A 26119-nucleotide genomic window follows, 5' to 3' on the forward strand; every position below is an offset into this window, starting at 1 on the left:
ACGAAGGGGTGAAAGTGGACGCGGACGGGCGGGGGTGGCACGTCCGAGTGAGGGATGCGCGGGTGGGCGCGAGGCTCAAGCTACCGCAACTTTCGGGCGAACGCGGTATTTATTCGCAGCGTCCCCCGCATCTACCTAAAAGTAATAGATGGCTACTTTCCGCTTACGGGGCAGCGCAATCCGTAACGTCCAGAGTGGAGGCCGGGCGGTCAGGAGCGGTCATCATCCGACGAGGGCTCCGGCAGGTGGAGGGCCCCGACGAGGGCGTCGGCGAGGAGGGTGGCCGCGGCGTCGTCGAGCCCGAGGGCCGTCGCGTGCCGCCGCGACACGTCCCGCAGTCGGGCCACCTGGGCCGCCGTCACCACGATCCGGCCCTCGATCGCCGGCAGTGCGGTGCCGGCCAACTCGCGGCCCGACGTGGCGCGACGCTCGGTGCCGCGCCACCGCCGCCACCGCGACCTCGCGACCTCGGCCCCGAGGCCCAGGACCTCCCGGACCGACATCGCCACCGCTTCGAGGACGATCGCGCTCACCAGTGCCTCGTCGATGCCGAAGCCGACCGCGCTGCCGGGCGTACGGCCCCGCGCCGCCCCGGCGCGCCACAGCGCGGCCACCTCGTCGAAGAGCTCCGACTCGTCCGGAGCCAGTCGCCCGCTCACCTGTCGGGCCAACCCCACCACGAACTGCGACGCGTCGATGGTCGTGGACGCGGATTCCATGGTCAACACGGCCTCCCGAGCCGACTGGCACGATTCGACCCCAGGCTATCGAGCACGGGCAATCAAATCTGTCCCTCGATCGTCGGAACGGCGACGACGTGGACGGCAGGCCGATCGGTCCGTTACGCGACGTAGTCGGTTTGGAGATAATGCCTGGTCGGTCGACTACCTACCGTGAACCCGTCATCACCAACGGCCTCGACGGCGGCGTCGTCACGCCCACCGCCCGGGGCCTCAGACGGGAGAAACACCATGCGTACCAAGAAACAAGCCCGAGCGTTCGTACTCGTGCTCGGTCTCGTCGCGGCCGGGGCGGTGCTCGTTCCGGCGAGCCCGGCGTCCGCCGCGGTCCCCGGCCTGGTGCGGATCGCCGCGACCAGTGTCAGCAGCTCGGCCGACTTCCACAGCGCCACGGCGACCTGCCCGGTCGGCAAGGTGCTGACCGGTACCGGCTACGAGCTGAACGGGGTCACCGGCGAGGGCATCGTCGACGACCTGCGCCCCAACGGCGGCCCGGCCACCGCGCCGACGGCCGTCACCGTGGGCGCGTACGAGGCGGAGGCGTTCGCCGGCAACTGGACGGTGACGGCGTACGCGATCTGCGCCAACCCGCTGCCCGGCCTGGTGCGGGTCTCCGCGGTCAGCGTCAGCGACTCGGCCGACTTCCACTCCACCACGGCGACCTGCCCGGTCGGCAAGGTGCTGACCGGTACCGGCTACGAGCTGAACGGTGTCACCGGTGAGGGTGTCGTCGACGACTTCCGTCCCAACGGCGGCGTCGCCGTGGCACCGACCGCGGTCAGCCTCGGCGCCTACGAAGCCGACGCCACGGTCCTCAACTGGTCGGTGACCGCGTACGCCATCTGCGCCAACCCGCTGGCGGGCCTGGTGCGTGCCTCCACCGTGGGTGCCAACAACTCCCTCGACTTCCGCAGTGTCGTCGCCGGCTGCCCGGTCGGCAAGGTGATGACCGGCGCCGGCTACGAGCTGAACGGTGTCACCGGTGAGGGCGTCGTGGACGACTTCCGGCCCAACGGAGGCCCGGCGACCGCCCCGACGACAGTCGACTCGGGCGCCTACGAGGAGGACGCGTTCGCCGGCAACTGGTCCGACACGGCGTACGCCATCTGCGCCACCGCATAGCCGGCAGGCCCTCCCGTCGGAACCGACGGTCGCCTCGACACGCGTGCTGCCTGTGAGCCAACAAGATGACTCACAGGCAGCACGGTCGTCAGGACAGGGCCGCCCGGCCTCACGGATTCCAGTCGACGAAGACGCTGGCCCGGTCGAAGCGTCGTTCCTTCAGGTCGGCACGCTGTATCACCCAGTGGATGGTCGCGCCGCCCTGTCTGCCGCCGTGAAACTCGGCCAGCAGAACCCAGTCACCATGGTCGGGTGGCCCGTCCTTGCCCGAGTAGCCGGCGCGGTCGGCACCCAACCAGGCGGGGTTGAAACCGTTGCGGTCAGTGCCATAACCGCCCAGCAGCAGCGGCGTCGAATGGCCTTTGTAGGCGAAGACGCCGTCCGGCACGTCGCCCAGGACGGCCTGCCACACCTGGGTCATCTCCTCGAAGGGAGGATCGCCCGGCAACGGCGGAGACCACGGCGGCCCCGGGATCGTCTTGACGTAGGGCAGGGAGATGTCGACAGTGAGGTGCAGATCGCCCTGCGGGATCTCCGCGTAGACCTCGGCGTGCTCCTCGTCGTCCGGAGCGAAGCCCGGCGGATACTGCTCTCGCTCGTCGACGGCCACGCCCGCCGGCACGTACATCACCTCGCCATAGCCGTCCTCCTCGGGCCAACCGAACAGCAGCAACTGGCCGTCGGTCGGTAGCGGAAGGTCTGTCACGTCTGCCGGAAGGGCTGCGCAGTCGATGGTGGCGATCAACGGGAACGTCGGGTCCTCGGCATCGGCTGGCAGCAGCACGGGCCCACGGATGGCACCCACGACCGGCCCGTCACCCTGCTGTTTCAGGAGCGCGGACGGGCGGGCGAGCCCCAGCCAGCGCTCCACATCGGCGGCGGGGATGTCGCGGCGCAGCGCCCCGGCGCGGACCTGATCGAGAATCTTCACGTTTCGGGGAAGCACGCGGACACCATAGATCAGCGGTGCGACGTCCCCGACCCTGCCGAGATGCGGTGTCGCTGTTGGCGGCCCACCCAGGCAATCGATACCGCGATATGCCGTCGGCGGGCGGCAGGTGGGAGCGCCCGTGCATAACGTCCGAACCACGGAGTTCCGCGAGCGCGCGATCTGAGGGAGGCGACCATGCGGGCGACCGGCGGTGTGGTGTTACCGGGGGAGCGGGCTCCGGTCCGGGTCGACGTGGACAGGTGGCGTCCCGGGCTGCCGCGAGACGCGTGGCCCGAGGGCCTTCCGGCGACCGGCGAGATCTGGCGGCGGGATGTCTTCGCGGTGGCCGAGGCGTACCGATGCGGCACCGCGAGCCCACGCCAACTGCTGACCGCCGTGCTGGTCTGGGCTTACGGCCCCATCGGGTACGGCCCGTGGCGCGCCACCAGATCGCTCGACGCCGACCCGGACGGCACCCGCCTGGCGTACGCGCTGGAGGAGGTGTCCACGCCAGCGCCCGACGAGGCCGCGCTGTGCACGGCGTACCAGCGCTTCCGCGACCCCGGCCAGGCGCGGCTGCCGTGGTTGGGGCCGGGTCTGTTCACGAAGATCGTCTACTTCGTCGGCTACCGGCGCGGGGTGGGCGGCGTGCAGCCACTGATCCTCGACCGTGTCGTGGCCAGCCTGCTCCCCGTCGAGGCGGGCATCGGTCGGCGCAACGGCTGGTCGTCCGAGGAGTGGCTGGCCTACCTGCGGTGGGCGGCCGAGCAGGCCCGGGTGCGGGCGATCGAGGCGGACGAGGTGGAGATGGCGGTTGTCGGCGGCGGGTGAGGTCGCTATGCCGTGGCGCGGAGGCGGTCGTCGAGGGCGTCGAGGTCGGGGACGAACCAGATGTGCCCGCCCCGGTTCGACTCGTGCACCAGGGCGCGCAGTGCCGAACTGCCCTCCAACTGCGCCGAGATGTCGCCGACCACGACGAGCCGCACCTGGTAGTTGACGAACTTCTGCATCACGTCACCGGCGAAGCGGGTGCCCAACGAGAAGAAGCGTTCGTCGAGCCGGTTGGCCGGCACGGCGACCACCCGGGCGCCGAGGAAGGCCGCGCCGATCAGGTCCAGGGCGTCCTGCTCGGTGGCGACGGTCGGGCCGGTCGGGTCGCAGACCAGCACCTGCACGCCGGCGCGTTCCTGGATCTCGTCAGGCATCGTGGACCTCCCGGTCGAGTAGGCCGTTGTCGGCATCGAGGACGGCGTCGAGCAGGTGCAGCAGCTCCGCGGTGGCGGCCGGGTCGCCCAAGATGATGATCTTCATGCGGTGGCGTTCCTCGTCGTACACCGTCTGCACCCGCAGTGGGTTGGCCTGGTCGTGGCCGGTGTTGGCGCTGGTGAGCACGAGCGTGCCGAGCCGGTCGGCGGCGGCCCGGTCGACGCCGTCGACCTGCACGATGCTCGACACCTCAGCCCGCCCCCGGCCGCTCGCGGGCGCGGAAGCCTGTCCGGTGAGCGCGTCGAGATCCCGGGCGGCGATCCGGTACTGCTTGCCGATCCGCACCGCCCGCAGCCGACCGGAGCGGATGTAGCCGCGCACCGTGCGGACGTGGAGGCCGAGCCGGTCGGCCACCTGCTCAACTGAATACATTTCTTCCGTCATCGTTCCCTACTCTAGCCAGGTAGGGAAGTTTAGGTAACGTTTAGGGGTGTGATCTGTCTGTCAGGTCGCCGTGGATCGGAGGGTGTCCGCTACCGGGCGACGTGCGGCGGCCAGAGCGGGGGCGGCGGTGAGCGTGGCGACCGCGATCAGGACCCCAGCTGCTGTGGTGAGCGTCCAGGCGGCGGGCGGGTATCGCTCCCCGTCGAAGAAGAGGTACAACCCGATGCCGAAGGGGATCCCGGCGGCGACGCCGGGAACGGCGGGGATGAGCTGCGCCACGGCCAGCCCCAGGCCGGCCTGGGCGGGGGTCGCGCCGAGCGCGCGGGCGACAGCCAGTGGGTGTTGGGTGTCGAGCACCGCGGTCCAGGTGCTCACGATGGTGTTGAGCAGCGCGAGGAAGCAGGCCACCCCGGCGACGATCAGCATGGCCTGGAGAGTTCGCTCGTTGCGGGGGTCGGGAAGCTCGGAGTAGCCCAGATTCAATGGATCGTCGTCCTGCGCCAGGATCGTGAGGACGGCAGCGAGCGCCGCCGTGGTGATCAGGGTGTTCACGGTGACGAGCCGGGCTCGGTGCGGCCGGCGCGCGTTGATGCGTACCCCGATCAGCAGCGCGGTGGGCAGTCGACGCGACAGCCAGATCGTCCACCGCCGTCGACGCGGTGGGGTGGGGGCGTCGGCCAACGCCTGGATCGTGCTGGTGGCGGCGGCGCGTAGCACCGGCCCCAGGGTCGCCGCGACGGCGAGCGCGAGAGCGAGCGCGGTGGCGGTGACCACCACGTGCAGCGGCGGCTTCACGCCGACGGAGCCGACGAATCCGGCGCTGGAACGGAACAGCACAGGCGCTGTGAACCAGCCGATGGCCAGTCCGGCCCCGGCGGCGGCGAGCCCGATCACGAGGTACTCGGCCAGGTGGACGGCAGCGATCACGCCGGGTCCGGCACCGATGGCCTTGAGCAGCCCGACCCGGCGGCGTCGGGCGATGACCCGGCCCGCGACGATGCCGGCGATGCCGACCACCGCGAGGCCGGTCAGCAGCCACGCGCCGACCACCAGCGCCGTCTCGGCCTGCCGGTTCTGTCGTCCGCTGCTGTGGGCGATGTCCCGCGCGGACCGGAAGCTCCAGCCGCGAAAGCGGACATCGCCGGCCGGGCGGATGGCCCCGGCGCCGGCATCGCGGTCGACCAGTTTGAGGTTCAGGGTGTACGACAGCGGCTGGTCCCCGGCGAGGGTGGTGATGTCGCCGTGGTCGACCCAGACCAGGCCGCCCTTCTCCACCAGGTTCCCGCCGGGCAGGTGCCAGTGGACCTGCGGGTACACCGGGCGGGCGGCGGTGACCGCGAACCCGGTCACGTGCAGCGGGTGGCCGTCGACGCTGACCGTGTCGCCGAGGCGCATGCCGAGGGCGTCGGCGAAGGTGCGTTCGACGACCACGCCGCCGGGGCGTACCCAGGTGCCGTCGGTCACCGCCGGCCGGTTGACCGCGGCCGGCGCCTGGTCGCGGCCCTCGACGATGACCCGGACCGTCGTGTCGCGGGCGGTCAGAGTCAGGAAGGCCAGTGGGTACGGCCCACTGTGCTCGGTCACGGCGGGCAGGCTCGCCAACCGGGCGAGCGCATCGAGGGCCTTCGGGCCGGTGAAGCCCGGTTCCACCACCAGATCGGGCCCGGCGGTGGCGGCCCGGGTCCGCTCGTACGGGCGGGTGACCAGCTCGGTGAGGGTGAGGCCGAGGGTCATCGTCGCGGTCGCGGCCGTGATGGCGACCAGCAGCAACACGTTCTCGGTTCGGTGCCGACGCAGCCCTCGGGTCAGCAGTCGGCAGATGAGCAGCATGCGGCCCGCCACGTCAGCGCACCCCGCCAGGAACGCCGACGAGCAGGCTGTCGTCGGCGAATGCGCCGTCCCGCATCGAGATCACCCGGTCGGCGACCGCCGCGATGCGGGCGTCATGCGTGACCACCACAAGGGTCTGCCCGGTGTTGTGCAACTCCTCGAACAGCCGCAGTACCTCCAGGGTGGCGGCGCTGTCCAGATTGCCGGTCGGCTCGTCGGCAAGAACGACCTGCGGTTCGTTGCTCAACGCGCGGGCGATGGCGACCCGCTGGCGCTGGCCGCCGGACAGGGCCGAGGGCAGGTGTGTGGCGCGGTCGGCCAGCCCGACCTGGTCGAGCAGGTGCAGGGCGCGCCGCCGAGCGCGACCCGGCGACCACCCGGCCAGCAGGGCGGCCATCTCGACGTTCTCCACCGCGGTGAGTTCGTCCATCAGGTGGAAGGACTGGAAGACGAGCCCGATGGTGTCCCGCCGCAGGCGGGCGAGGGCGCGTTCGCTCAACGTGTCGATCCGGCGGTCGGCCAGCCACACCTCGCCGTGGGTGGGGCGTTGCAGCCCGCCCAGCAGGTGCAGCAGGGTGGACTTGCCGCAGCCGCTCGGCCCCATGATCGCCAACGTCTGGCCGGCGGGCACCTCCAGGTCGACCTCGTCGACCGCGCGCACCAGCGCGTTGTCCCAGCCGTACCACCTGCTCAGCCCACGCGTCCGCACCGCCATCGACCCGTTCATGCCCCCGCCTTCCGTCCCGCTCGATCACGCTCGGACCACGTGCGCTCGCACGCCTCCAGCCACTCCAGGTCAGCCCGCAACCGCAACACGACGCCCTCCAACAGCAACCCGGCAACCGGATCCACCGACCGCACCAACGCCGCGCGTTGCGCGTCGCGAAGCCGCCGCAGCACCTCACGCCGCTGCGCGTCGACCAACGCCACCGGATCGGCCAACCGGGCAGCCGCGGCGGCGACCAGCTTCAGGTGAAACTCCGTGAGGTCCGGCTTCGGCCAGCTCACCTCGGTCAGCCAGCCGGCGACCCGCTGCTGCCCGGCCGGGGTCAACGCGTAGACCCGCCGGTCGGGCCGGTCCGGCAGGCCCTCGGCTCGCTCCGAGGTGACCAGCCCGGCCTTCGCCAGCCGGGCCAGCGTCACGTAGACCTGCCCCGCGTTCATCGCCTCGCCGAGCGGGCCGAGCGCGCTGCGCATCCGGCTGCGCAGCTCGTACCCGTGCGCCGGCTCCTTGGCCAGCATGGCCAGCACCACGTCCTGCACCCCGACACCCCTCGAATCGACCGCTAATAGATAACCGCTAGCTATGTCACTGTCAAATCTCGACGCTTGGTGTCGGAGGGTTCCAGTACCGTCTGGAAACCATGGACGCGCGGCGCGGCGACGCCATCATCGGGCGGGATCACCCCGCAGGTCTGCTGCGCGCCGAGCTGGACCGGGCCGCCACCAGTCACGGCGGCCTCGCCCTGATCACCGGCGAACCGGGCATCGGCAAGACGACCCTCGTCACGGTGGTGGCGCGGGAGGCCCGGCAGCGTGGCGCGTTGGTGCTCGGTGCCGCCTGCTGGGATTCCGACAGCGCCCCCGGCTACTGGCCGTGGGTGCAGGTGCTGCGCGGTCTGCGGCGCTCCGCCGACGACTGGGCGGTGGCGCGACCGGACGCCGAACCGGCCCTCGCGGCCCTGCTCGGCGAGACCAGCGCCGACGGCCTCCGCCGGCTCGCCGACGGATGGGCGCCCGTCGACGAGGGCCACGACGTCACCGACCAGGAGACGTTCGCGCTGTACGACGCGGTGACCGCCGCCCTGGTCGCGGTCTCCCAGCATCGGCCGGTCGTGGTCATCCTCGACGACCTGCACTGGGCCGACCCGGCCTCCCTGCGGCTGCTGAGTTTCGCGGCCCAGCACACCTGGTTCGAGCGACTGCTGCTGATCGGCACCTACCGTGACGCCGAGGTCGAGTCGGGTGAGCACCCGCTGCGCCCGCTGCTGATGCCGCTTGTCGCGAAGGCCACCACCATCACCCTCACCGGCCTCTCCCGGGACGAGGTGGCCGCGCTGATGGCCCGGACGGCCGGGCGGGAGCCCGACGCCGACCTCGTCGACGAGGTGCACCGGCGCACCGGGGGCAACCCGTTCTTCATCGAGCAGACCGCCCGGCTGTGGCATGCCGACGAGGCCGCGGACACGATCGCGCCCGGCGTACGGGAGGCGGTGCGTCGTCGCCTGGCCCAACTGCCCCCGCCCGTGGTCGAGGCCCTCACCGTCGCCGCCGTGCTGGGTCGCGAGTTCCACCGCCAGGTCCTCGCGGCGTGCGTGACCGCCCCCGTGGCCCAGGTCGACCGGCTGCTCGACCGTGCGTTGACCGCCCGGCTGGTGGTCGCCAGGGGTGGCGGCCGGTTCGCCTTCGCCCACGACCTGGTCCGCGAGACGCTCTACGACGGTCTGGCCGACGACGACCGGCAGGCACGGCACGGCACCGTCGTCCGGGCGGTCGACGACCTGCGGGAGCTGACCGATCTGCTGATCCCCGCCGACCTCGCCCGGCACGCCTACCTCGCCGGCCCCACGCTCGACCGGGCCCGGCGGGCCACTCTGCTGGTCGCCGCCGGGCGGGACGCGTTCGCCCGGCTCGGCACCGACGAGGCGGCGGTGCACTTCCGCCGGGCGCTGGAGGTCGTCGAGGACCGGGAGCAACGGGTGCGGATCCTGGTCGAGTTCGGCGAGGCGCAATATCACCACGCCGGGCGGGAGGAAGCCGGGCAACTGCTCACCGAGGCCGGAGTGCTGGCTCGCACACTCGACAACCCGGTGTTGCTGGCCCGCGTCGCCCTCATCGTCAACCGCTCCCGCCAGGTGGAGACCGTCGACTCGCTCGACGCGGCGGAGCTGGTGCGCGACGCGTACCAGAAACTGATCGGCGAACCGGACACCGAGGCGACGGTCGGCACCCTGATCGCCGACCTGATCACCGCCACCGAGACGATCGCCCGCCGAGGGCAGGACGACGAGGCGCTGACGTTCAGCCTCTGGGCCCGCCACGACACCACCTGGGGCCTGGGCACCGCGGCGGCCCGTGCCGCGCTGACCGCCGAGATCCGGGCTGTGGCCCGCCGTACGGGAGACCGCGAGACCGAGCTGTGGGCCACCTCGCTGCGCTGGGTGGCGCTGCTGGAGTTGGGCGACCCTCGCTTCAACGAGGAGTTCACCACCTTCGTCAACGCGGACCGGCGGGGCGACCTCGCTCGGCACCGGATCGCGGCAGTCGTCGACAGCGGGATCATCGCGGCCTTCCGAGGTGACTTCGTCGAGGCCGACACGAGGTTTGCCGACCTCACCGACCTGAGCCATGCCGAGTTCGGCTTCATGGGGCATCACCTGCGCTGGTCCCGGCTGCTGCTCCAGGGCCGGCACGACGAGGCCGACACCCTGCTGGACGGCCTGGCCCCGATGGACTACCCCTACCGGGAGTTGCTGCGGGCCATCACCGCGGCGGAGCGTGGCGACGACGCCACGGCGGTCCGGCTGACCACGGGTATCGAGGCCGCCGCCATCCGGTACCCGCGTCCGGTCTCGCCACTCTGGCTGCGGTTGCGTGCACAGGTCGCCGCCGCGTCCGCCGACCCGGGGCGCTGCGACACCGCGCGGGCCGCGCTCGCCCCGCACCGTGGAGAGTGGACGGTGGGCCTCTTCGGCTGCGACATCAGCGGGCCCGTCGACCACTGGCTGGCGCTGATCGACGCCGCCCAGGAGCGCTGGGACGACGCCGTCGCCGGCTTCACGGCCGCCCGGGACTCCGCCGACCGGCTGGGCTCGCGCCCCTGGTCGCTCATCGCCCGCGTCGGCCTCGCGAAAGCCCTCGCCGGCCGGGGACACCCGGGCGACGCCGCGACGGTGGCCGCGCTGCGTGCCACCACCGCCCAGGAGGCAACGGCTCTCGGCATGACGCAGGTGCTCCGCCAACTCGCCACGGCCTCCACCGATGCGGCCGGGCCCATCGCCGCCGCACGCCAGGCCGTCGCGCCAGGCGAGACTGTCGTGCAGACCGCGGCCGCCGCGCCAGGCCAGCTTGGCGGGCCGGGCCAGGTTGGCGGGGCGGGCCAGGTTGGCGGGGCGGGCCAGGTTGGCGGGGCGGGCCGAGTCACCGGGCCAGGCGAGGTTGCCGCGCCGGGGCAGAGCGGCCCTCCGGTCAACGCCGGGCCGGTCAACGGGCCAGGCCAGGCTTTCGCGTCCAGTCAGGTCGCGTCAGCCGGCGAGGGGTACGAGTTTCGGCGCGACGGGCCGGTCTGGCGGCTGGCGTACGCCGGTGTCGTGGTGCACCTGCCCGACGCCAAGGGCCTGCACGACCTGCACCTGCTGTTGAGTCGGCCGGGCAGTGACGTGCCGGCCGTGGAGTTGCTCGACCCGGCCGCCGGGCCGGAACTGGTCGCCGCCCGGCGGATGGGTGGCGATCCGGTCCTCGACGACGAGGCGAAGGCCCGCTACCGGCGGCACCTGGCACGTCTCGACGAGGAGATCGATCGGGCCGCCGCACGCGACGACGACCGGAAGGTGGCCGCGCTGGACGCCGAACGGGGTGCGTTGCTCGACGAGCTGCGTGCCGCCGCGGGGCTGGCCGGGCGGAGCCGCCGCCTGGGCGACGAGGCCGAGCGGGCCCGTAAGACGGTGACCGCGCGGATCCGGGACACGCTGCGCAAACTCGACAGCCAGCACCCCGCGCTCGCCAGCCACCTGCGCGACTCCGTCTCGACCGGCAGCACCTGCTGTTACCTGCCCCCCAAGCCGCTGCCCTGGCGGCTCTAACCGCGTACCCCACCTCGTCCGCCCCGCGATCTTGCACTTTCGGTCGCCGTTACGGGGGATTCACCACGTATGTCGCGACAGAAAGTGCAAGATCGCGGGGCGGGGGCGAGGGCGGGGATGGGTTAGCGGCGGTTGTAGCGGTGCATGGTTAGGGTGCCGAAGACGAGTAGGAAGCCGGCGCTCCACACCAGCAGCCACATCGTGGCCGTCGGGTCCGACTCGCCGCTCATCGCACCGCGGATCGCGGCCACCAGTTGCGTCACCGGGTTGACCTTCACGAACGCCTGGAGCCAGCCGGGCATGGTGCTCGGGTCGACGAAGACGTTGCTCAGGAACGTCAACGGGAACAGCACCATCATGCTGACCCCCATCACCGACTTCTCGCTGCGCAGGATCAGCCCGAAGAACGTCCACACCCAGGAGAACGCGAACGAGAAGACCACCAGCAGCCCGATCCCGGCGGCCGCGCCGACCACCCCGCCGGCGGGGCGGAACCCGAGCACCAGCCCCAGGCCCAGGATCACCAGGGCGGCGAGGATGTAGCGCAGCACGTCGCCGAAGATCATGCCGACCAGGGCCGCCGGGCGCCAGACCGGCAGCGTCCGGAACCGGTCGAAGATGCCCTTCTCGATGTCGGTGTTGAGGCCGACACCCGTGTACATGGTGATCATCACGACGCTGGTGACCATGATGCCGGGCAGGAAGAACTGGAGGTACTCACGGGGGCTGCCGGCGAGCGCGCCACCGAACAGGTACGTGAACATCAGCACCATGATGACCGGGAACGCGGTCACGTCGAAGAGCTGCTCCGGCACGTGCTTGATCTTCAGCATGGCCCGCCAGCCGAAGGTGAGCGACGCGCTCAACGCGCTGGGCCGGGGTGGCCGGGCAGCGGGCGCGAGCACGGTCGCCAGCGCCTCGGCGGAGGGGACGTAGACCGTCGGGGCCCGTTCGGTCGTGGTCGTCGTGGCGTTGCTCATCGGGCTGCCTCCAGTTCGTCGTCGCGCTCGTCGGCCGGCACGGCGGGGTGGTCGGTCAGGGCCAGGAAGACCTCGTCCAGGCTCGGCTGACCGAGGGAGAAGTCGTCGACGACGATGCCGGCGCGGGCCAGGTCGCCGAGCGCACGGGCCGCCTGGGCGCTGGCGTCGAGGTCGGTGCCGGCCTCGCCGACCCGGGCCGTCAACGCCACCGGGTCGGCGGCGAGTTGCACCGGCACGTCGAGTGCCTCCCGGAGCAGTTTCTCCGCCTGCGGCCGTTGGCCGGGATCCCGCAGTCGCAGGTGGACGGTGCCGGAGCCGACCGACGACTTCAGCTCACCCGGGGTGCCCTCGGCGATCACCCGCCCGTGGTCGACGACCGCGATCCGACCGGCGAGCTGGTCGGCCTCATCGAGGTACTGCGTCGTCAGCAGCACCGTCGTGCCGTGCGACACCACCGCGCGGACGATCTCCCAGACCTGGTTGCGGCTACGCGGGTCGAGGCCGGTCGTCGGCTCGTCGAGGAAGAGCAGATCGGGTGTGTTGAGGATGCTCGCGGCGATGTCGATGCGCCGCCGCATGCCACCCGAGTACTTCTTCACCTGGCGGTCGCTCGCCTCGGTCAGGCCGAACGCGGCGAGCAGGCCCGCCGCGCGTTCGCGGGCGGCCGACTTGCGCAGGCCGAGCAGGCGGGCGAGGAGCACCAGGTTCTCCGTACCGGTCAGATCCTCGTCGACCGAGGCGTACTGGCCGGTGAGGCTGACCCGGGAACGGACGTTGTCGGCGTCGGTGACCACGTCGTGCCCGAACACCCGTGCCGAGCCTCCGTCGGGGCGCAGCAACGTGGCGAGCACCCGGACCGCTGTGGTCTTGCCCGCCCCGTTGGGGCCGAGCAGGCCGTAGACGGTGCCGGCGGGCACCTGGAGGTCGATCCCGGCCAGCGCCCGGGTCTCCCCGAACGAGCGGGTGAGCCCCTCGGCCTCGATGGCCAGGCCGGTGGTGCGTCTACTCATGATTCGTACCTCTCATCGGTTGTCGTCAGGAGACGTAGGGCCGGGCGGCCCGGCCGTCGCGCAGGGCCAGACCCCACCAGCGGAGCTGGTCGAGCAGGACGCTGGCGTCGCGGCCCACCTGGTCGGTGCACTGCGGTGTCGGTTCGCCGGCGAGCAGGTCGATCCCGACGACGTCGCGCACCGTCACCGCGTGCAGGGCGGTGAAGACCGTGCGTAGCTGGTCGACCGCGTGCCGGCCGGTGGACCGACAGCCGTACGCCACGAAGCCGACCGGCTTGGCCTGCCACTCGTCGTACGCGTAGTCGATGGCCTGCTTCAGGGGTGCCGGGAAGCTGTGGTTGTACTCGGGGGTGACCACGACGAACGCCTCCGCCCGCCCCACCTCGCGGACGAACGCCCGGATGGACGCGGTCGGCTCGGCGGGGTGACGGCCCGGAAAGTCGTACTCGGTCAGGTCAACGACAGTCACCGCCAGGTCGTCGTGCCGCACGGCCTGGTCGACGAACCAGCGGGCGACCCGGTCGCCGGCCCGCCCCTCCCGGGTGCTGCCGATGATCACGGCGACCCGCAACGGTGTCATCCTCGCCACCCCCTTCCACCACCCAGGGCGCGAGACGGCGGCCAGCCGCCCGCTAGATCCGATCTAGCGCCTGTTTCATAAAAGAACTGGCCGGCCTACGGCGGGCCCGGACGACGACCGGCGGCGTTGCGGTTTCGTCCGGATACCACACCGGTATCCGAACGAAACCGCGCCTTGCCGGACCGCCGCCCGGACTCCGCCTCGGCTCGACCGCCCTCATGAAGCAGGCGCTAGCGGGCGGCGTTTCGGGGTGGAATGTCGGTGGGATCGGCTTGACTGGGGTCGACGAACAGGGGATGGGGATGGTTCAGGTACGCATCGACCCGTGGCGCGAGGAGGATCTCGACCTGCTGCGGCGGCTCAACACCCCGGAGACGCGCAGGCACACCGGTGGCCCGGAGAGCGACGAGCAGGTGCTCGCCCGGCACGGGCGTTACGTGCACCTCGCCGACGACGGCCAGGGTTGCATGTTCGTGATGGTCCTGCCGGACGGGGCGCGGGTGGGCAGTGTCGCGTACTGGGCCCGGCAGTGGCGGGAGCAAGAGGTGTACGAGATGGGCTGGGCGGTGCTGCCCGCGTACCGGGGGCAGGGGCTGGCCAGCGCGGCGGTGCGTGCGGTCGTCGAGGTGGCCCGTGCCCGGCGGGACCGGCGCTACGTGCACGCGTATCCGTCGGTCGACAATCCCGCCTCGAACGCGGTCTGCCGTAAGGCCGGGTTCACGCTGCTCGGCGAGACGGATTTCGAATACCCGCCGGGGCGGCTGATGTGTGCCAACGACTGGCAGCTCGACCTGACCGCCCCGTCGACCGAGGGCTGAGGTCGACGGGGCGGCTGGTGCGGGTCACCAGGGCAGCACCCCGTACCCGCCGCCGGCGTCCATCTGGAAGCCCCAGAGCAGCCCGCTCGGCCCGTCGGCGGGCAGTGTCGCCAGGTGCACGCTGACCTCGGCGCCCTGCTCGGCGGTGCGGAAGCCGTGGTGGCTGTTGAAGTCGGTGGCGCAGTAGCCGGGGTTCGCCGCGTTCACCTTGATCGGGGTGTCCCGCAGCTCCTTCGCGTACATGGCGGTGAGCATGTTCAGCGCCGTCTTCGACGACGGGTACGGCACGGAGGTCAACGCGAACAGCGCGCTCGCCGGGTTGGTCATCACCGCGATCGAGCCGACCTCGCTGGAGACGTTGACGATCCGGGCCGCGGGTGCCCGGCGCAGCAGTGGCAGCAGCGCGTTGGTGACCGTTGCCACCCCGAACACGTTCGTCTCGTACACCCCGCGCAGTGTCGCCACCGTCGTCTCGCTGGGCAGCCCCCGCTCCCCGTCGGCGAGGATGATGCCGGCGTTGTTGACGAGCACGTCCAGCCGGCCGTGTTCCGTCTCCACCAGTTTCGCGGCTGCCGCCACCGACTCGGCGTCGGTGACGTCCAGCGACACGAACCGCGCGTCCGCGCCGCCGTCGCGCAGCTCCCGCTCCGCTGCCCGACCGCGCTCGGCGTCGCGGGCGCCGACCAGCACGGTCATCCCGAGGGCGCCGAGCTGGCGGGCGGTGGCGAAGCCGATCCCCTTGTTGGCCCCGGTGATCAGGGCGATCATGTCTGTCATGCCGTCGAGCCTGTCCGCGTCGGCGGCCCCGGGGGAGAGCCTGCCCGAGGCTGGGACCGGCGGTACCACCCTCGCGAGCCCGGTCCGGGGCATGCTGGAGGTATGACGAGCAGCGGCCTGCGGCGTGAGGAACTGGCGGCGTTCCTGCGCACCCGCCGCGCCCGCCTGCGCCCCGCCGAGGTCGGCCTCCCCGACGGGGTACGCCGGCGCACCCCCGGCCTGCGCCGGCAGGAGGTCGCCCAGCTCGCCGGCATGTCGATCGACTACTACATCCGGCTGGAGCAGGGCCGTGGGCCGCACCCGTCCCGGCAGGTGCTGGCCTCGATGGCGCGGGCGCTGCTGTTGAGCCGCGACGAGCGGGAGTACCTGTTCCGGATCGCCGGGGAGAATCCGCCGCCGACCGCCGGGCCGAGCCGGGAGGTGCCCTCCGGGTTGCGCCATCTGCTCGACGCGATGACCGAGACGCCGGCGTACCTCGTCGACGCCGCGTACCACGTGTTGGCCTGGAACCGCCTGGCCACGTACTTCGTGGGGGATCTCGCGGCGGTGCCCGACGCGGACCGCAACATGATCCGCTGGACGTTCCGGCAGCCGGCGACAAGCGCGCACTGGGCCGACGCCGAGGTGATCCGGTTCGTGCGCGGCACGGTCGCGGACCTGCGGGCCGCCTACGGCCGTTACCCGGCCGACCCGGCGATCCGCGACCTGGTCACCGAGCTGCTCGGCACCGCACCCCGGTTCGCCCAGCTCTGGGCGGAGCACGACGTCGCGGAACGTCGTCCCGTCGTCAAGCGGGTGCCGCATCCCGACCTGGGGCAGTTGGAGTTCGAGTGCCGGGTCCTGCTGGTGCCGGAGACCGACCAGCGGATGATCGTCTACGTCGCCGAGCCCGGATCGCCGACCCACGCGGTGTTCCGCCGGATCGCCGAGCGGGTCGGCGCCTGACCTCGCCGAAGAGCGCTGGACCGCGGAGTCGGGTGCGGTACAGCGCTCTTCGGGACACCACCCGCCGGGCGGCTCAGGTCACTTGGGCAGGTAGGCGAAGGTGTCCGGGTCCGGGCCCTGCCGCCCGGCCCCGCCCTTGTCCAGGTTGGTGATCCGCTCCATCGCCGCGTCGTCCAGCTCGAAGTCGAAGATCCGAGTGTTCTCCTCGATCCGCTTCGGGGTGGTCGACTTCGGGAAGATGATGTCGCCGCGCTGCACGTGCCAGCGGAGCACCACCTGCGCCGGGGTACGGCCGACCTGCTCGGCGATGTCGACAACCGTCGGGTCGTCGAGCACCTTGCCCTGCGCGATCGGCGACCACGCCTCGGTGAGGATGTTGTGCGCGCGGCCGTAGGCGCGGACCTCGTCGTTGCCGAAGTAGGGGTGCGCCTCGATCTGGTTCACCGCCGGCACGACGCTCGCCTCGTCGGCCAGCCGCTCCAGGTGCGACACCTGGAAGTTGGAGACGCCGATCGAGCGGGCGCGGCCGTCGCGCTGGAACTCCTCCAGCACCTTCCAGGTCGAGACGTAGTCGCCGTCGTACAGGGTCGGCAACGGCCAGTGGATCAGGAAGAGGTCGATGTAGTCCATCTTCAGCGCCGCGAGCGTCGAGTCGAACGCCCGGCGGGCGTCGTCGGGGCGGTGGAAAGCGTTGCTCAGCTTGCTCGTCACGTACACCGAGCCCCGGTCGAGGCCGGACACGCGGACCGCCTCGCCGACCTCGGCCTCGTTGCCGTACATCTCGGCGGTGTCGATGTGCCGGTAGCCCGTTTCGAGGGCCGTCGTCACCGCCGCGACGGTGTCCTTCGGCTCGATCTGGAACACCCCGAAGCCGAGCTGCGGAATGGTGGTGCCGTCGTTCAGGCTGATGTCGGGAATCGTGTTGGGCACTGCGGCTCCTTCGCGTCTTCGTGTGCGATCTTCCATCCTTACCCGCGGGGACGTGTCGTTCACCGCCCGAGCCGTGGTGACGAGCGCAACGATCGGGACGTTCACCCGGTCGTGTCGAAGAGCACCGGCCACGGCCGTGCCGCCGGCACCGACGCCGGCGCGGGTGCGACGGGCTCCTCATCGGCCAGCACCTCGGCGGCGAGCTGCCCGAACATCGACGCCGCCGGGTGTGCCGAGCGGGCCGGCCAGGCCGCCGAGGTGCGTCTGACCAGCGAGGTGTCGGAGATCGGCCGCCAGGCGATCCGGGGTTCGCGACGTGCCACCGCAGCCGGTTCCACGGCCACCGCGCCTCCGGCGAGCACGAGCCCGAAGAGGAACTCCGGGTTGCGGGCCGGCCGCACCCGGGCCGGGCGCCAACCGTGCTGTCGGCACACCGCCAGCAGGTGGTCGTGCCAACCGGGTGCGGTCGCCCGGGGCGCGGCCACCAGATCCAGACCGGCCAGCGACGCCAGCGCCACGTCACGGCCGTGGGCCAGCGGCGAGGCGCGCGGCAGCAACACCCCGAGGGGTACGTCGACAGGCGCGCCGAAACGCAGCCCGTCCGCCGCCACCGGGTGGTGCACCAGCCCCACGTCCAGGGTCCGCTCGGTGAGCATCCGGGCCTGCTCGGCGGTGGTCAGCTCGTGCAGCTCCACGTCCAGGCCGGGTGCCCGGGTGGTGAGCCGATCCAGCAGCGCGCGCAGCGTCACCGCGGGCGTCTCCGGCGGCACACCGGCCCGGAGTACGCCCAGCTCACCCGCCCGGATCTGCCCCATCAGACTGCGCAGCCGGCCGGCACCGGCGAGCAATTCCTCCGCCTCGCCGAGGAGCAGCTCACCGGCGGTGGTGAGGCGTACCTGGCGGCGGGACCTGTCGAACAACTCGACGGTCAGCTCCCGTTCCAGGCGCTGGATCGACTGGCTCAGGGGCGGCTGGGCCATCCCGAGCAGCTCCGCGGCCCGGCCGAAGTGCAACTCGTGTGCGACCACCACGAAGTGCCGCAGGTGCCGGAGCAGATCCACAGCCGGGACCCTACGCCAGCACCGGCCGGGTGCCGCTGGATACCGTGCCGGCGTGGACGTCAGCGAGCGCATCGAGGCCATCTTCGCCGCCGTCGGGGTGACGGCCAGCCTGCACGTGGTCGACCTGGACGCCGTCGACCTGAGCGCCGTCGAGGGTGGCGGCCCGGCCGGCGGTCTTCCGGAGGTCGGGCTGCGGGCCGACGAGCAGGTGGTGATCGCCTCGATCTTCAAGATCCTGCTGGTGTTGGAGTTCGCCCGGCAGGTCGAGGCCGGTCAACTCGACCCGACCGAACGGGTCCTGGTCACCGCCGCCGACCGGCTCGGCGGGTGGGGTCTGGCCGGCTGCACCGACGACGCCGAGGTGTCGCTGCGCGACCTCGCGTACCTCGCCATGTCGGTCACCGACAACACGGCCGCCGACCTGTTGCTGCGCCGGGTCGGCCCGGATCTGCTGCCGATGCTCGCCGCCGAGCTGGGGCTGACCCGTACCCGCGTCCTCGGCGGCCCCCGGGACCTGGTCGAGATGATGCTCACCGACGTGGGCGCGCGTACCGAGGCGGAGTTCGCCCGGATCTTCCCCACGTTGCCGGCGGACCGGGTCCGGGCGATGCGGGTCTTCGACCCCGCGCACACCACCTCCAGCACCGCCCGGGAGATCACCCGGCTGCTCACGCTGATCTGGCGGGACGAGGCCGGGCCGGCGGCGGCGTGCGCGATGGTCCGCAGCTGGATGGGCCAGCAGATCTTCTGGACCCGGCTGGCCGCCGGCTTCCCGCCCGGCGTCCGGGTCTCCGGCAAGACCGGCACCCTGCCCGGCCTGCACCTGGAGGCCGGGGTCGCCGACTACCCCGACGGCGGCCGGTACGCGATCGCCGTCTTCGCCCGCGCCGACCGGTTGGCCCCGCGCCGCATCGACGTGGACCTGGCGATGGGCGAGGCCGCCCGCACGGCCGTCGAGGCGCTGCGCGGCGACTGATTTCGCGACCTCACGCGCGTCCGCGCACCGCCGCTGGGCTGCTCCGATATGCGCTGCCGTATCGGAGCCGACGGCCTTCGGTCTTGGACCGGGGCACGCTGGCGCTGGTTGGCTCGGGTGGACCGATCGCCCGACCACGGGGAGTAGCTCCGCATGCCCAGTCTCGACCGCCGTCGCTTCCTGCGCGACGCCGCCGCCACCACCGCGCTTGTCTCCGCCGGTGGCCTCGCCGCCGGCTCCGCCACCCCGGCCATGGCCGCGTCGCCCGCCGCCGCAGCACCCACGCCGACCGCCCGCCGCAGGGGCGCGGTCAGCTTCCGCTGGTGGGGTACGGCCGGCTGGCGCGTCGACATCGCCGACCGCACGGTTCTCGTCGACCCGTTCCTCAGCCGGATCGACACCGGGCTGTTCAAAGGGGCGTTCCGGACCGACACCGCGTTGACCGTGCGCACCGACGAGATCGACAAGCGCGTCGACCGGGCCACGACGGTGCTTGTCACGCACACCCACTGGGACCACTTCATGGACGTGCCCCACATCGCCAAGCGCACCGGAGCGCGGGTGTTCGGCACGCTCACCGCGTACCACCTGGGGTTGGCCTACGGGGTGCCGTCGACGCAGCTCAGCTCGGTCAAGGGTGGGGAGGTGCTGGACTTCGGGGACCACAGCGTCGAGGTGGTCGGCTCGCTGCACAGCCGCAACCCGTCGTACTCGGTGGCCTTTCCGGGGGTGCGGGTGGCCCAGCCGCCGCAGCCGGCGACCATCGCCGACCTGCCCGAGGGCGACACGCTCGGTTATCTGCTGCGGGTCGACGGCGGCCCGTCTGTCTACTTCACCGGGGCCAGCGACGTCGCCGAGCGCAACCTCACCGGGCTGGCGCCCGACGTGGCGATGGTGGCCCTACAGAACGCCACCACCGGCGACTACCTGCCCCGGCTGCTGGCCGGCCTGGACTACCCGAAGGTCATCGTGCCGGTGCACTACGACAACTTCGAGACCCCGTTGCAGAACCCGCCGACGGTTGCCGAGACCGACCGCACCCGGTTGAACGACATGATCGCCGCGGTGCGTCGGATCTCGCCGCGCAGCCGGGTGCTGGTGCCCGAGTACGAGACCGCGTACCACTTCTGACCGGCGTCGGTGGGGATCGCGGGGCCGCGGCCCCCACCCGGGTCAGGCGGGGGCCAGCTCCGCCAGGGCGCGCACCGACTTCCAGTTGCGGGTGGTGGCCACCACGCCGAGCTTCTTCTCCAGGTACGCGTTCGTGAACTTCGACCGCCCGTAACCGCCGTCGACGAAGTGCAGGAAGACCTCCCGGCCGGTCACCGTGAACGACACGTTCTCGCCACCGGGCACGGCCAGCGCGTCCACGGTGGACTTCTTCGGCTCGGTCGCGAGGAAGGCCACCAGCAACCTGGTCGGGTCGTCCTCCCGGTCGGCGTACGGGTTGCCGCCAGCGATTGCCGCCAACTCCCGGCCACTGCGTACCAGCACCGGCACCGTCAACGCCAGCTCGTCGGTGAGCGCCCGCTCGATCCCGGCGGCCAGCTTCTCCGCGTCGCGCACCGTGCTGCCGAAGGCCACGTTGCCGCTCTGCAGGTACGTCCTGACGTCCTCGTGCCCGAGGTCGGTGACGATCCGGCGCAGGTCGGCCATCGCCAGTCGGGTGGTGCCGACGTTGACCCCGCGCAGCAGGGCGACGTAGCGGGTCATGGCTCCTCCAGGGTTCGTGACCGACCGGCTCAGCGTAGGCTGCCCGGCCCCACCAGGCCCGTCTCGTAGGCGACGATGACCAGTTGCGCCCGGTCCCGCACCGCCAGTTTGGTCAGCAGCCGCCCGACGTGCGTCTTGACGGTGGTCGGGCTGAGGTTGAGGTGCGCGGCCAGCTCCGTGTTGGACAGGCCACGGGCGATCAGCGTGAGCACCTCCCGTTCCCGCTCGGTCACCCCGTCCAGTTGGCGCGGCAACGGCCGGGCCGGCTCGGCCCGCCGGGCGAACTCGTCGATCAGCCGGCGGGTCACCGTCGGCGCGAGCAGCCCCTCCCCGGCTGCCACCACCCGGATCCCGGTCAGCAGGTCCGCCGGTGGGGTGTCCTTCAGCAGGAAGCCGCTGGCTCCGGCGCGCAGCGCACCGTAGACGTACTCGTCCAGGTCGAACGTCGTCAGAATGATGACCCGGGTGTCGGCGGTGGCCGGGCCGGCGCAGATCCGTCGGGTCGCTTCGATGCCGTCCATCTCCGGCATCCGTACGTCCATCAGCACCACGTCCGGCCGGTGCTCCTCGGCCATCGCGACGGCCTCCACACCGGTGCCCGCCTCGGCAACGGTGGTGAAGTCCGGGGTCAGGTCGACAAGCAACCGGAAACTGCCGCGCAGCAGCGCCTGGTCGTCGGCGATCAGCACCCGGATCACGCGGCCACCCGGTAGGGCAGGCTGGCCGTCACCGCGAAGCCCCCGTCGGAGCGCGGCCCGGCGCGGAACTCCCCACCGTGCAACGCCACCCGCTCCCGCATGCCGATCAGGCCGTGGCCCTCCCCGCCGACCAGGAACGGTCGCCGGCCGTCGTCGGTCACCTCCACCCGCACCTCGGCGGGCGTGACGGTCACCATGGCCCGGCAGGCGGCCGGCGCGGCGTGCTTCATCACGTTCGTCACCGCCTCCTGCACGATCCGGTAGACCGCGAGGCCCACCGACTCGGGCACCGCACCGCCGGCCTCCTCCCGTCGGACGTCGAGCCGAACGTCGACGCCCCCGATCGCCGCCTGCCGGGCCAGCGCGGGCAGCTCGTCCAGGCCGGGCGTCGGCGCGTACGGGGTGGTGCCCTCGCGCAGGACGCCGAGCACCCGGCGGACGTCGGTCAGCGCGTCGCGGCTGGTCTCCTCGATCACCCGCAGGGCGGCCCCCGCCTCCCGGGGATCGGCCTCGGCGACGTGGTTGGCGACGGCCGCCTTCACCACGATGAGGCTCAGCGTGTGCGCGACCACGTCGTGCAGCTCCCGTGCCACCCGCAGTCGTTCCTCGGTGGCGGCCTGACGGACCAGGTGGTCGCTCTGCCGGGCGGCGAGGGCGCGACGCTCCCGCAGCAACCAGCCGATCAACCAGGCGGGCGCGATCATGACTGTCGCGTAGACCACCGCCCCGGTACGCGACCACAGGTCACCGGCGGTCAGCACCAGACCGACGCTGACCAGGGCGAGACAACCCGCGGCACTGAGCAGCGACCGGCGGGTGGCCGTCAACGTGGCCACCGTGTAGAAGGACAGGCCGATGGCGAAGGCCGGCGCGGCGGCGGCGAAGTTGGGGATCACCCCGGTGATCAGCGCCCCGGTGGTGCCGGCGCTGATCACGAACGCGACGGCGATCGGCCACCGCCGCCGGACGGCCAACGGCAGCCCGAGGGCCATCCCGACGAGCACGGACACCCACAGCGGCTCGCGTACGCCACCGTGCAGTGGTGACTCCAGCGCCGCGTACGGGCAGAGGAAGCCACCGACCGCCAGGGCGAGCACGGCGTCCACGAGGTAGAGGTCGACCGGCCGCAGCCGCCGGGTCAGCAGGAGAGCGGTCACGCCCCAGACGGTAACGGTCGGCCGGATCGACCGCGTCCACCCGTGGGCGGTCATCCTGGAGGACGACGTACCGGCGGTTGCGGGCCCGCACCTCCACCCGGGGGAGGGCCGGAAAGTGTCCGCTCCGGCACGACGCGCGACACCCGCCGCGACCGGCACCGTGGTGGTCATGACCACAGACACGGTGACCCTGACGGGGCTGCGCGCGGTGTACGGCACCGGAACCCGGCGGGTGACGGCGCTCGACGGCGTGAGCACCAGCTTCGCGAGCGGCACGTTCACGGCGGTGATGGGCCCCTCGGGCTCGGGAAAGTCCACACTGCTGCACTGCGCGGCGGGGCTGGACAGCCCGACCGAGGGGACCGTCACGATCGACGGCACGCGCCTGAACGACCTCGGTGACAACGAGCTGACCCGGCTGCGCCGCGATCGGATCGGCTTCGTGTTCCAGGCGTTCAACCTGGTGACCACGCTGACCGCCGCGCAGAACGTCGAGTTGCCGCTGCGCCTGGCCGGCCGCCGCCCGCCGGCTGAGGACGTGACCGCCGCGCTGGACGCGGTGGGCCTGGCCGACCGGGCCGGGCACCGGCCGAGTGAGTTGTCCGGCGGCGAGCAGCAGCGTGTCGCCGTGGCCCGCGCGTTGATCACCCGCCCGGCGGTGGTCTTCGCCGACGAGCCGACCGGTGCACTGGACAGCGCCGCGTCGCGGCAGGTGCTCCGGCTGCTGCGGGGGCTCGTCGACGACCACGGGCAGACGGTGGTGATGGTGACCCACGATCCCACCGCGGCCGCGTACGCCGATCGGGTTCTCCTTCTCGCCGACGGCCGCGTCGTCGACGAGCTGACCGGCGGCATCACCGCCGCTGCCGTCGCCGCGCGGATCGCCGTGCGGGAGGCCGACCCGGCGGGCGCGTCCCGGCACGCGGCGACGCTCGCGGGGCCGTCGTGCTGAGCATCCGGCGCTCGGCCAGCGCGTTCGTGGCCGTCGCCATCGGGGTCATGCTCGTCTCGATCGCCACCCTGCTGCTCGCCTCCGGCCGCCCGCAGGTGCCGGACCGGCTGGCGCGGGCGGCGGTGATGGTGCAGAGCCCCGAGGCGGGTACGTCGGCCGACAACTTCGCGCCGACCCGGCCCTGGTCCGCCGCCACCGCCGCGGACCTCGTCGGCCGGTTGGGCGCTCTGCCCGGTGTGGCGGCGGCGGTGCCGGACCGGACCTTCTACGCCCAGCCGCTCGTCGACGGTCGCCCCTCGACCGCCGACACTCGGCGGGAGGACGCCCACCAGGGGCACGGCTGGTCCAGTGCCCAGCTCGGGGGACTGCGCCTCACGGCCGGCGAGCCGCCCCGCACGGCCGGCGAGGTGGTCGTCGACAGTGCGCTCGGGCTGCCGACCGGCGGGCCGGTCACCCTGCTCACCGCGGCGGGTCCGGTGCCGTACACGGTCACCGGTCTGGTCGACGCGCCCGGCGTCCATGTCGCGGACGAGGTTGCCGCCGCGCTCGCGCCCGGCGTCCGGGCCATCGGGTTGGTGCTCGCACCGGGAGCCGATCCGGACCGGGTCGCCGCGGCGGCCGGTGGTGTCGTCGACGCGGACGGACAGGTGCTGACCGGCGACGCGCGGGGCGCGCTGGAACCCCGCGACGACGCCCGCACCCGCTGGATCGGCATGCAGGTGCTCACCGCCACGGCAGCCCTCGCCGGCTTCGTCACGGTGTTCGTGGTCGCCTCCACCTTCGCGTTCACCGTCGCGCAGCGTCGCCGTGAGCTGGGCCTGCTGCGCGCCGTCGGCGCCACCGCGCGCCAGGTCCGCCGTGCGGTGTACGCCGAGGCGCTCGTCGTCGGCGTCCTGGCCGGGCTGGTCGGCCTGCTGGTCGGTGCGGCACTGGCCCCGGTGCTGGGTCGACTACTCGTCGATGTCGGCTACGAACCGTCGACCTTCCGGGTCCGCTACGAAGTCTGGCCGGTCGCCCTCTCCCTCGTCGCCGGGCCGGTGATCGCGCTGCTGGCCGTCTGGTCGGCGTCGCGCCGGGCGGCGCGGGTCCGCCCGATGGAGGCGTTGCGCGAGGCGGCGGTGGAGCAGCGGCCGATGGGGCGGCTGCGGATCGCCACCGGCGCGCTTCTCGTCGCGGCGGGGGTCGCGCTCAGCGTCGGCACGGCGACCTCCGACGAGGCCCGCGTCGCGGCGCAGTACGCCCTGTACGCGGTGATGGCCCTGGTGGCCGGTGCCACAGTGCTCTCCCCGGCGGTGGTCGGCCCGGTGGTGCGTCTGCTGCGTTCCCCGGTACGACGCTCCGGTGGCGCGATCGGGATGCTCGTCCGCGGCGGCGCGTTGACCGCGACCCGGCGGACCGCGTCCACGGCCGCCCCGGTGTTGCTCACCGTCGCCTTCGCGGTGCTGGTGTCCGGAATGGTGCGGACCACCACCGCCGCGTACGCGGCAGGCCGGGCGGACAACGTGAACGCCGGCTGGATCGTTCTGCCGGACCGGGCGCCCGGTCTGTCGGACGAGGCGGTCGCCGCGACCGGCGGCACCGCACTCCTGCCGACCACTGTCTTCCGCACCGACCCCGGCACCGGGCCGGCCGACCGGCCACTGACGGCGCTCGGTGTGGACCCGGCCGGCTTCACCGCCGCGAACCGGTCGCTCACCGTCGTCGCCGGCTCGCTCGACGACCTGCGCGGCGACGACACGGTGGTGCTGACCGCGTCGGCGAACCTGCGGCCGTCCGAGCCGTACGTGGTGGTCTTCGCCGACGGGACACCTGTGTCGTTGCGCGTCGTCGCCGTGGTCACCGACGACTCGCTCCCCGGTGATCTGCTGCTGCCCCGGGCGGTGGTGCGCACGCACGACCCGTCGGCGCTGACGTCCACGGTGTTCGTCCGGGACCGGATCGCAGCTCCAGCCGGAGCACGGGTCGTCGACGTCGCCACCTGGGCGGCCGAGGCGGACGCCGCCGAGGACCGCCTCGTCTGGCTCTTCACGCTGCTGCTGATCGGTGTGTCGGCCGGCTACGGTGCCATCGCGGTGGCCAACACGGTGGTGCTGGCCGCTGCCGGCCGGGCTGCGGACCTGCGGCTGATCCGGTTGGCCGGGGCGACCCGGCGGCAGGCCGTCTGGCTGGTCACGGCCGAGTCCGCAGTGGTGGTGCTGATCGGGGCGCTGCTGGGTGGGGGCGTCGCCTTCGTCGGTCTGCTCAGCATCCGCGCCGGCCTCGCCGAGCAGGTCGGTGCCGCCGTCGACCTGGTGGTGCCGTGGTCGGTGATCGTCGGCGTGCTGGGACTGTGCCTGCTGCTCGCCGTGTTGGCGAGCATCCTGCCGACGTGGCGGCTCCTGCGGCACCGCCCCGGGCGGTCACCGATCGGCCTCGTGGGATGACCGGGTTCCCACCCCCCGCGTGGG

25 protein-coding genes are annotated in these 26119 nt (G+C 72.6%); 9 read left to right on the top strand and 16 right to left on the bottom strand.

Features of this window, described 5'->3' with window-relative positions; translation table 11 throughout:
• Window positions 1-209: 209 nt before the first annotated feature.
• Complete coding sequence (locus ACGFIW_RS28285; protein ID WP_393321889.1) at window positions 210-725, bottom strand: hypothetical protein; 516 nt, start codon at window positions 723-725, stop codon at window positions 210-212.
• Between the two features lie 246 nt (window positions 726-971).
• On the opposite strand from ACGFIW_RS28285, the gene ACGFIW_RS28290 reads away from it, so the two are divergent.
• Window positions 972-1862, top strand: coding sequence for a hypothetical protein (locus ACGFIW_RS28290; protein WP_393321892.1), 891 nt, complete (start codon window positions 972-974; stop codon window positions 1860-1862).
• A gap of 109 nt (window positions 1863-1971) precedes the next feature.
• Here the strand turns inward: ACGFIW_RS28290 and ACGFIW_RS28295 are convergent, their stop codons facing one another.
• Window positions 1972-2808, bottom strand: coding sequence for a hypothetical protein (locus ACGFIW_RS28295; RefSeq protein WP_393321895.1), 837 nt, complete (start codon window positions 2806-2808; stop codon window positions 1972-1974).
• 180 nt (window positions 2809-2988) lie between these two features.
• Here ACGFIW_RS28295 and ACGFIW_RS28300 point away from each other — a divergent pair, with 180 nt between their 5' ends.
• Window positions 2989-3624, top strand: a complete 636-nt coding sequence (locus ACGFIW_RS28300) for a hypothetical protein (protein WP_393321898.1) — start codon at window positions 2989-2991, stop codon at window positions 3622-3624.
• Window positions 3625-3629: 5 nt separating this feature from the next.
• Here ACGFIW_RS28300 and ACGFIW_RS28305 read toward each other — a convergent pair whose 3' ends face one another.
• From ACGFIW_RS28305 to ACGFIW_RS28325, 5 genes are read right to left on the bottom strand one after another with little or no spacing between them, the layout of a single operon-like run.
• Window positions 3630-3998: a DUF4180 domain-containing protein gene (locus ACGFIW_RS28305; RefSeq protein ID WP_393321900.1), complete on the bottom strand. Its 369-nt coding sequence runs from the start codon at window positions 3996-3998 to the stop codon at window positions 3630-3632.
• On the bottom strand, window positions 3991-4443 hold the full coding sequence (locus ACGFIW_RS28310; RefSeq protein WP_393321903.1) for a helix-turn-helix domain-containing protein: 453 nt from the start codon (window positions 4441-4443) through the stop codon (window positions 3991-3993). Before ACGFIW_RS28310 ends, ACGFIW_RS28305 begins: the two co-directional genes overlap by 8 nt.
• A gap of 60 nt (window positions 4444-4503) precedes the next feature.
• The gene (locus ACGFIW_RS28315; protein WP_393321906.1) at window positions 4504-6285 is read right to left on the bottom strand and encodes an FtsX-like permease family protein; all 1782 of its coding nucleotides are present in this window, start codon (window positions 6283-6285) and stop codon (window positions 4504-4506) included.
• Between the two features lies 1 nt (window position 6286).
• The gene (locus tag ACGFIW_RS28320) at window positions 6287-7000 is read right to left on the bottom strand and encodes an ABC transporter ATP-binding protein (protein WP_393321908.1); all 714 of its coding nucleotides are present in this window, start codon (window positions 6998-7000) and stop codon (window positions 6287-6289) included.
• Complete coding sequence (locus ACGFIW_RS28325; protein WP_393321911.1) at window positions 6997-7536, bottom strand: PadR family transcriptional regulator; 540 nt, start codon at window positions 7534-7536, stop codon at window positions 6997-6999. Before ACGFIW_RS28325 ends, ACGFIW_RS28320 begins: the two co-directional genes overlap by 4 nt.
• Before the next feature lie 101 nt (window positions 7537-7637).
• Here ACGFIW_RS28325 and ACGFIW_RS28330 point away from each other — a divergent pair, with 101 nt between their 5' ends.
• Complete coding sequence (locus tag ACGFIW_RS28330) at window positions 7638-11075, top strand: ATP-binding protein (RefSeq protein ID WP_393321913.1); 3438 nt, start codon at window positions 7638-7640, stop codon at window positions 11073-11075.
• A 122-nt stretch (window positions 11076-11197) separates the two neighbouring features.
• Here the strand turns inward: ACGFIW_RS28330 and ACGFIW_RS28335 are convergent, their stop codons facing one another.
• From ACGFIW_RS28335 to ACGFIW_RS28345, 3 genes are read right to left on the bottom strand one after another with little or no spacing between them, the layout of a single operon-like run.
• Window positions 11198-12055 carry an ABC transporter permease gene (locus ACGFIW_RS28335; RefSeq protein ID WP_393321916.1) on the bottom strand — a complete coding sequence of 286 codons (858 nt, stop codon included), beginning with the start codon at window positions 12053-12055 and terminating at the stop codon, window positions 11198-11200.
• Window positions 12052-13065 (bottom strand): ATP-binding cassette domain-containing protein, encoded by a 1014-nt coding sequence (locus tag ACGFIW_RS28340; protein WP_393321919.1) that lies wholly within the window; start codon window positions 13063-13065, stop codon window positions 12052-12054. Before ACGFIW_RS28340 ends, ACGFIW_RS28335 begins: the two co-directional genes overlap by 4 nt.
• Window positions 13066-13090: 25 nt before the next feature.
• Complete coding sequence (locus tag ACGFIW_RS28345; RefSeq protein ID WP_393321923.1) at window positions 13091-13645, bottom strand: NADPH-dependent FMN reductase; 555 nt, start codon at window positions 13643-13645, stop codon at window positions 13091-13093.
• Window positions 13646-13947: 302 nt separating this feature from the next.
• On the opposite strand from ACGFIW_RS28345, the gene ACGFIW_RS28350 reads away from it, so the two are divergent.
• The gene (locus ACGFIW_RS28350) at window positions 13948-14463 is read left to right on the top strand and encodes a GNAT family N-acetyltransferase (RefSeq protein ID WP_393321926.1); all 516 of its coding nucleotides are present in this window, start codon (window positions 13948-13950) and stop codon (window positions 14461-14463) included.
• A 24-nt stretch (window positions 14464-14487) separates the two neighbouring features.
• On the opposite strand, the gene ACGFIW_RS28355 is transcribed toward ACGFIW_RS28350, so the two are convergent.
• The gene (locus tag ACGFIW_RS28355; RefSeq protein WP_393321929.1) at window positions 14488-15240 is read right to left on the bottom strand and encodes an SDR family oxidoreductase; all 753 of its coding nucleotides are present in this window, start codon (window positions 15238-15240) and stop codon (window positions 14488-14490) included.
• 102 nt (window positions 15241-15342) lie between these two features.
• Here ACGFIW_RS28355 and ACGFIW_RS28360 point away from each other — a divergent pair, with 102 nt between their 5' ends.
• Window positions 15343-16185, top strand: a complete 843-nt coding sequence (locus tag ACGFIW_RS28360; protein ID WP_393321932.1) for a helix-turn-helix transcriptional regulator — start codon at window positions 15343-15345, stop codon at window positions 16183-16185.
• A 78-nt stretch (window positions 16186-16263) separates the two neighbouring features.
• Here the strand turns inward: ACGFIW_RS28360 and ACGFIW_RS28365 are convergent, their stop codons facing one another.
• Window positions 16264-17115 (bottom strand): aldo/keto reductase, encoded by an 852-nt coding sequence (locus ACGFIW_RS28365; protein ID WP_393321935.1) that lies wholly within the window; start codon window positions 17113-17115, stop codon window positions 16264-16266.
• 101 nt (window positions 17116-17216) lie between these two features.
• The gene (locus tag ACGFIW_RS28370) at window positions 17217-18176 is read right to left on the bottom strand and encodes a LysR family transcriptional regulator (RefSeq protein ID WP_393321938.1); all 960 of its coding nucleotides are present in this window, start codon (window positions 18174-18176) and stop codon (window positions 17217-17219) included.
• Window positions 18177-18228: 52 nt separating this feature from the next.
• Here ACGFIW_RS28370 and ACGFIW_RS28375 point away from each other — a divergent pair, with 52 nt between their 5' ends.
• Together ACGFIW_RS28375 and ACGFIW_RS28380 are read left to right on the top strand one after the other, a co-directional pair.
• Window positions 18229-19152 carry a serine hydrolase gene (locus ACGFIW_RS28375; protein WP_393321941.1) on the top strand — a complete coding sequence of 308 codons (924 nt, stop codon included), beginning with the start codon at window positions 18229-18231 and terminating at the stop codon, window positions 19150-19152.
• A gap of 153 nt (window positions 19153-19305) precedes the next feature.
• The gene (locus ACGFIW_RS28380) at window positions 19306-20283 is read left to right on the top strand and encodes an MBL fold metallo-hydrolase (protein ID WP_393321944.1); all 978 of its coding nucleotides are present in this window, start codon (window positions 19306-19308) and stop codon (window positions 20281-20283) included.
• 42 nt (window positions 20284-20325) lie between these two features.
• Here the strand turns inward: ACGFIW_RS28380 and ACGFIW_RS28385 are convergent, their stop codons facing one another.
• From ACGFIW_RS28385 to ACGFIW_RS28395, 3 genes are read right to left on the bottom strand one after another with little or no spacing between them, the layout of a single operon-like run.
• Window positions 20326-20865 carry a DUF1697 domain-containing protein gene (locus tag ACGFIW_RS28385; RefSeq protein ID WP_393321947.1) on the bottom strand — a complete coding sequence of 180 codons (540 nt, stop codon included), beginning with the start codon at window positions 20863-20865 and terminating at the stop codon, window positions 20326-20328.
• 29 nt (window positions 20866-20894) lie between these two features.
• The gene (locus ACGFIW_RS28390; RefSeq protein ID WP_393321950.1) at window positions 20895-21563 is read right to left on the bottom strand and encodes a response regulator; all 669 of its coding nucleotides are present in this window, start codon (window positions 21561-21563) and stop codon (window positions 20895-20897) included.
• Window positions 21560-22720: a sensor histidine kinase gene (locus tag ACGFIW_RS28395; RefSeq protein WP_393321953.1), complete on the bottom strand. Its 1161-nt coding sequence runs from the start codon at window positions 22718-22720 to the stop codon at window positions 21560-21562. Before ACGFIW_RS28395 ends, ACGFIW_RS28390 begins: the two co-directional genes overlap by 4 nt.
• Before the next feature lie 169 nt (window positions 22721-22889).
• On the opposite strand from ACGFIW_RS28395, the gene ACGFIW_RS28400 reads away from it, so the two are divergent.
• Together ACGFIW_RS28400 and ACGFIW_RS28405 are read left to right on the top strand one after the other, a co-directional pair.
• Window positions 22890-23672 (top strand): ABC transporter ATP-binding protein, encoded by a 783-nt coding sequence (locus tag ACGFIW_RS28400; protein WP_393321956.1) that lies wholly within the window; start codon window positions 22890-22892, stop codon window positions 23670-23672.
• A complete protein-coding gene (locus tag ACGFIW_RS28405) occupies window positions 23666-26095 on the top strand; it encodes an FtsX-like permease family protein (protein WP_393321958.1) in 2430 nt (809 codons plus the stop codon). Before ACGFIW_RS28400 ends, ACGFIW_RS28405 begins: the two co-directional genes overlap by 7 nt.
• Window positions 26096-26119: the final 24 nt, after the last annotated feature.

This window comes from Micromonospora sp. NPDC048935, assembly GCF_043197875.1.
In the GTDB taxonomy this organism is placed as follows: Bacteria; Actinomycetota; Actinomycetes; order Mycobacteriales; family Micromonosporaceae; genus Micromonospora.

Bases quoted from the DNA above. Each gene is read 5' to 3' on its own strand.
- ACGFIW_RS28340 (WP_393321919.1), bottom strand. From the start codon at position 13,065: ATGAGTAGACGCACCACCGGCCTGGCCATCGAGGCCGAGGGGCTCACC.
- ACGFIW_RS28320 (WP_393321908.1), bottom strand. From the start codon at position 7,000: ATGAACGGGTCGATGGCGGTGCGGACGCGTGGGCTGAGCAGGTGGTAC.
- ACGFIW_RS28330 (WP_393321913.1), top strand. From the start codon at position 7,638: ATGGACGCGCGGCGCGGCGACGCCATCATCGGGCGGGATCACCCCGCA.
- ACGFIW_RS28310 (WP_393321903.1), bottom strand. From the start codon at position 4,443: ATGACGGAAGAAATGTATTCAGTTGAGCAGGTGGCCGACCGGCTCGGC.
- ACGFIW_RS28400 (WP_393321956.1), top strand. From the start codon at position 22,890: ATGACCACAGACACGGTGACCCTGACGGGGCTGCGCGCGGTGTACGGC.
- ACGFIW_RS28360 (WP_393321932.1), top strand. From the start codon at position 15,343: ATGACGAGCAGCGGCCTGCGGCGTGAGGAACTGGCGGCGTTCCTGCGC.
- ACGFIW_RS28385 (WP_393321947.1), bottom strand. From the start codon at position 20,865: ATGACCCGCTACGTCGCCCTGCTGCGCGGGGTCAACGTCGGCACCACC.
- ACGFIW_RS28345 (WP_393321923.1), bottom strand. From the start codon at position 13,645: ATGACACCGTTGCGGGTCGCCGTGATCATCGGCAGCACCCGGGAGGGG.
- ACGFIW_RS28335 (WP_393321916.1), bottom strand. From the start codon at position 12,055: ATGAGCAACGCCACGACGACCACGACCGAACGGGCCCCGACGGTCTAC.
- ACGFIW_RS28305 (WP_393321900.1), bottom strand. From the start codon at position 3,998: ATGCCTGACGAGATCCAGGAACGCGCCGGCGTGCAGGTGCTGGTCTGC.
- ACGFIW_RS28290 (WP_393321892.1), top strand. From the start codon at position 972: ATGCGTACCAAGAAACAAGCCCGAGCGTTCGTACTCGTGCTCGGTCTC.
- ACGFIW_RS28380 (WP_393321944.1), top strand. From the start codon at position 19,306: ATGCCCAGTCTCGACCGCCGTCGCTTCCTGCGCGACGCCGCCGCCACC.
- ACGFIW_RS28300 (WP_393321898.1), top strand. From the start codon at position 2,989: ATGCGGGCGACCGGCGGTGTGGTGTTACCGGGGGAGCGGGCTCCGGTC.
- ACGFIW_RS28350 (WP_393321926.1), top strand. From the start codon at position 13,948: ATGGTTCAGGTACGCATCGACCCGTGGCGCGAGGAGGATCTCGACCTG.
- ACGFIW_RS28355 (WP_393321929.1), bottom strand. From the start codon at position 15,240: ATGACAGACATGATCGCCCTGATCACCGGGGCCAACAAGGGGATCGGC.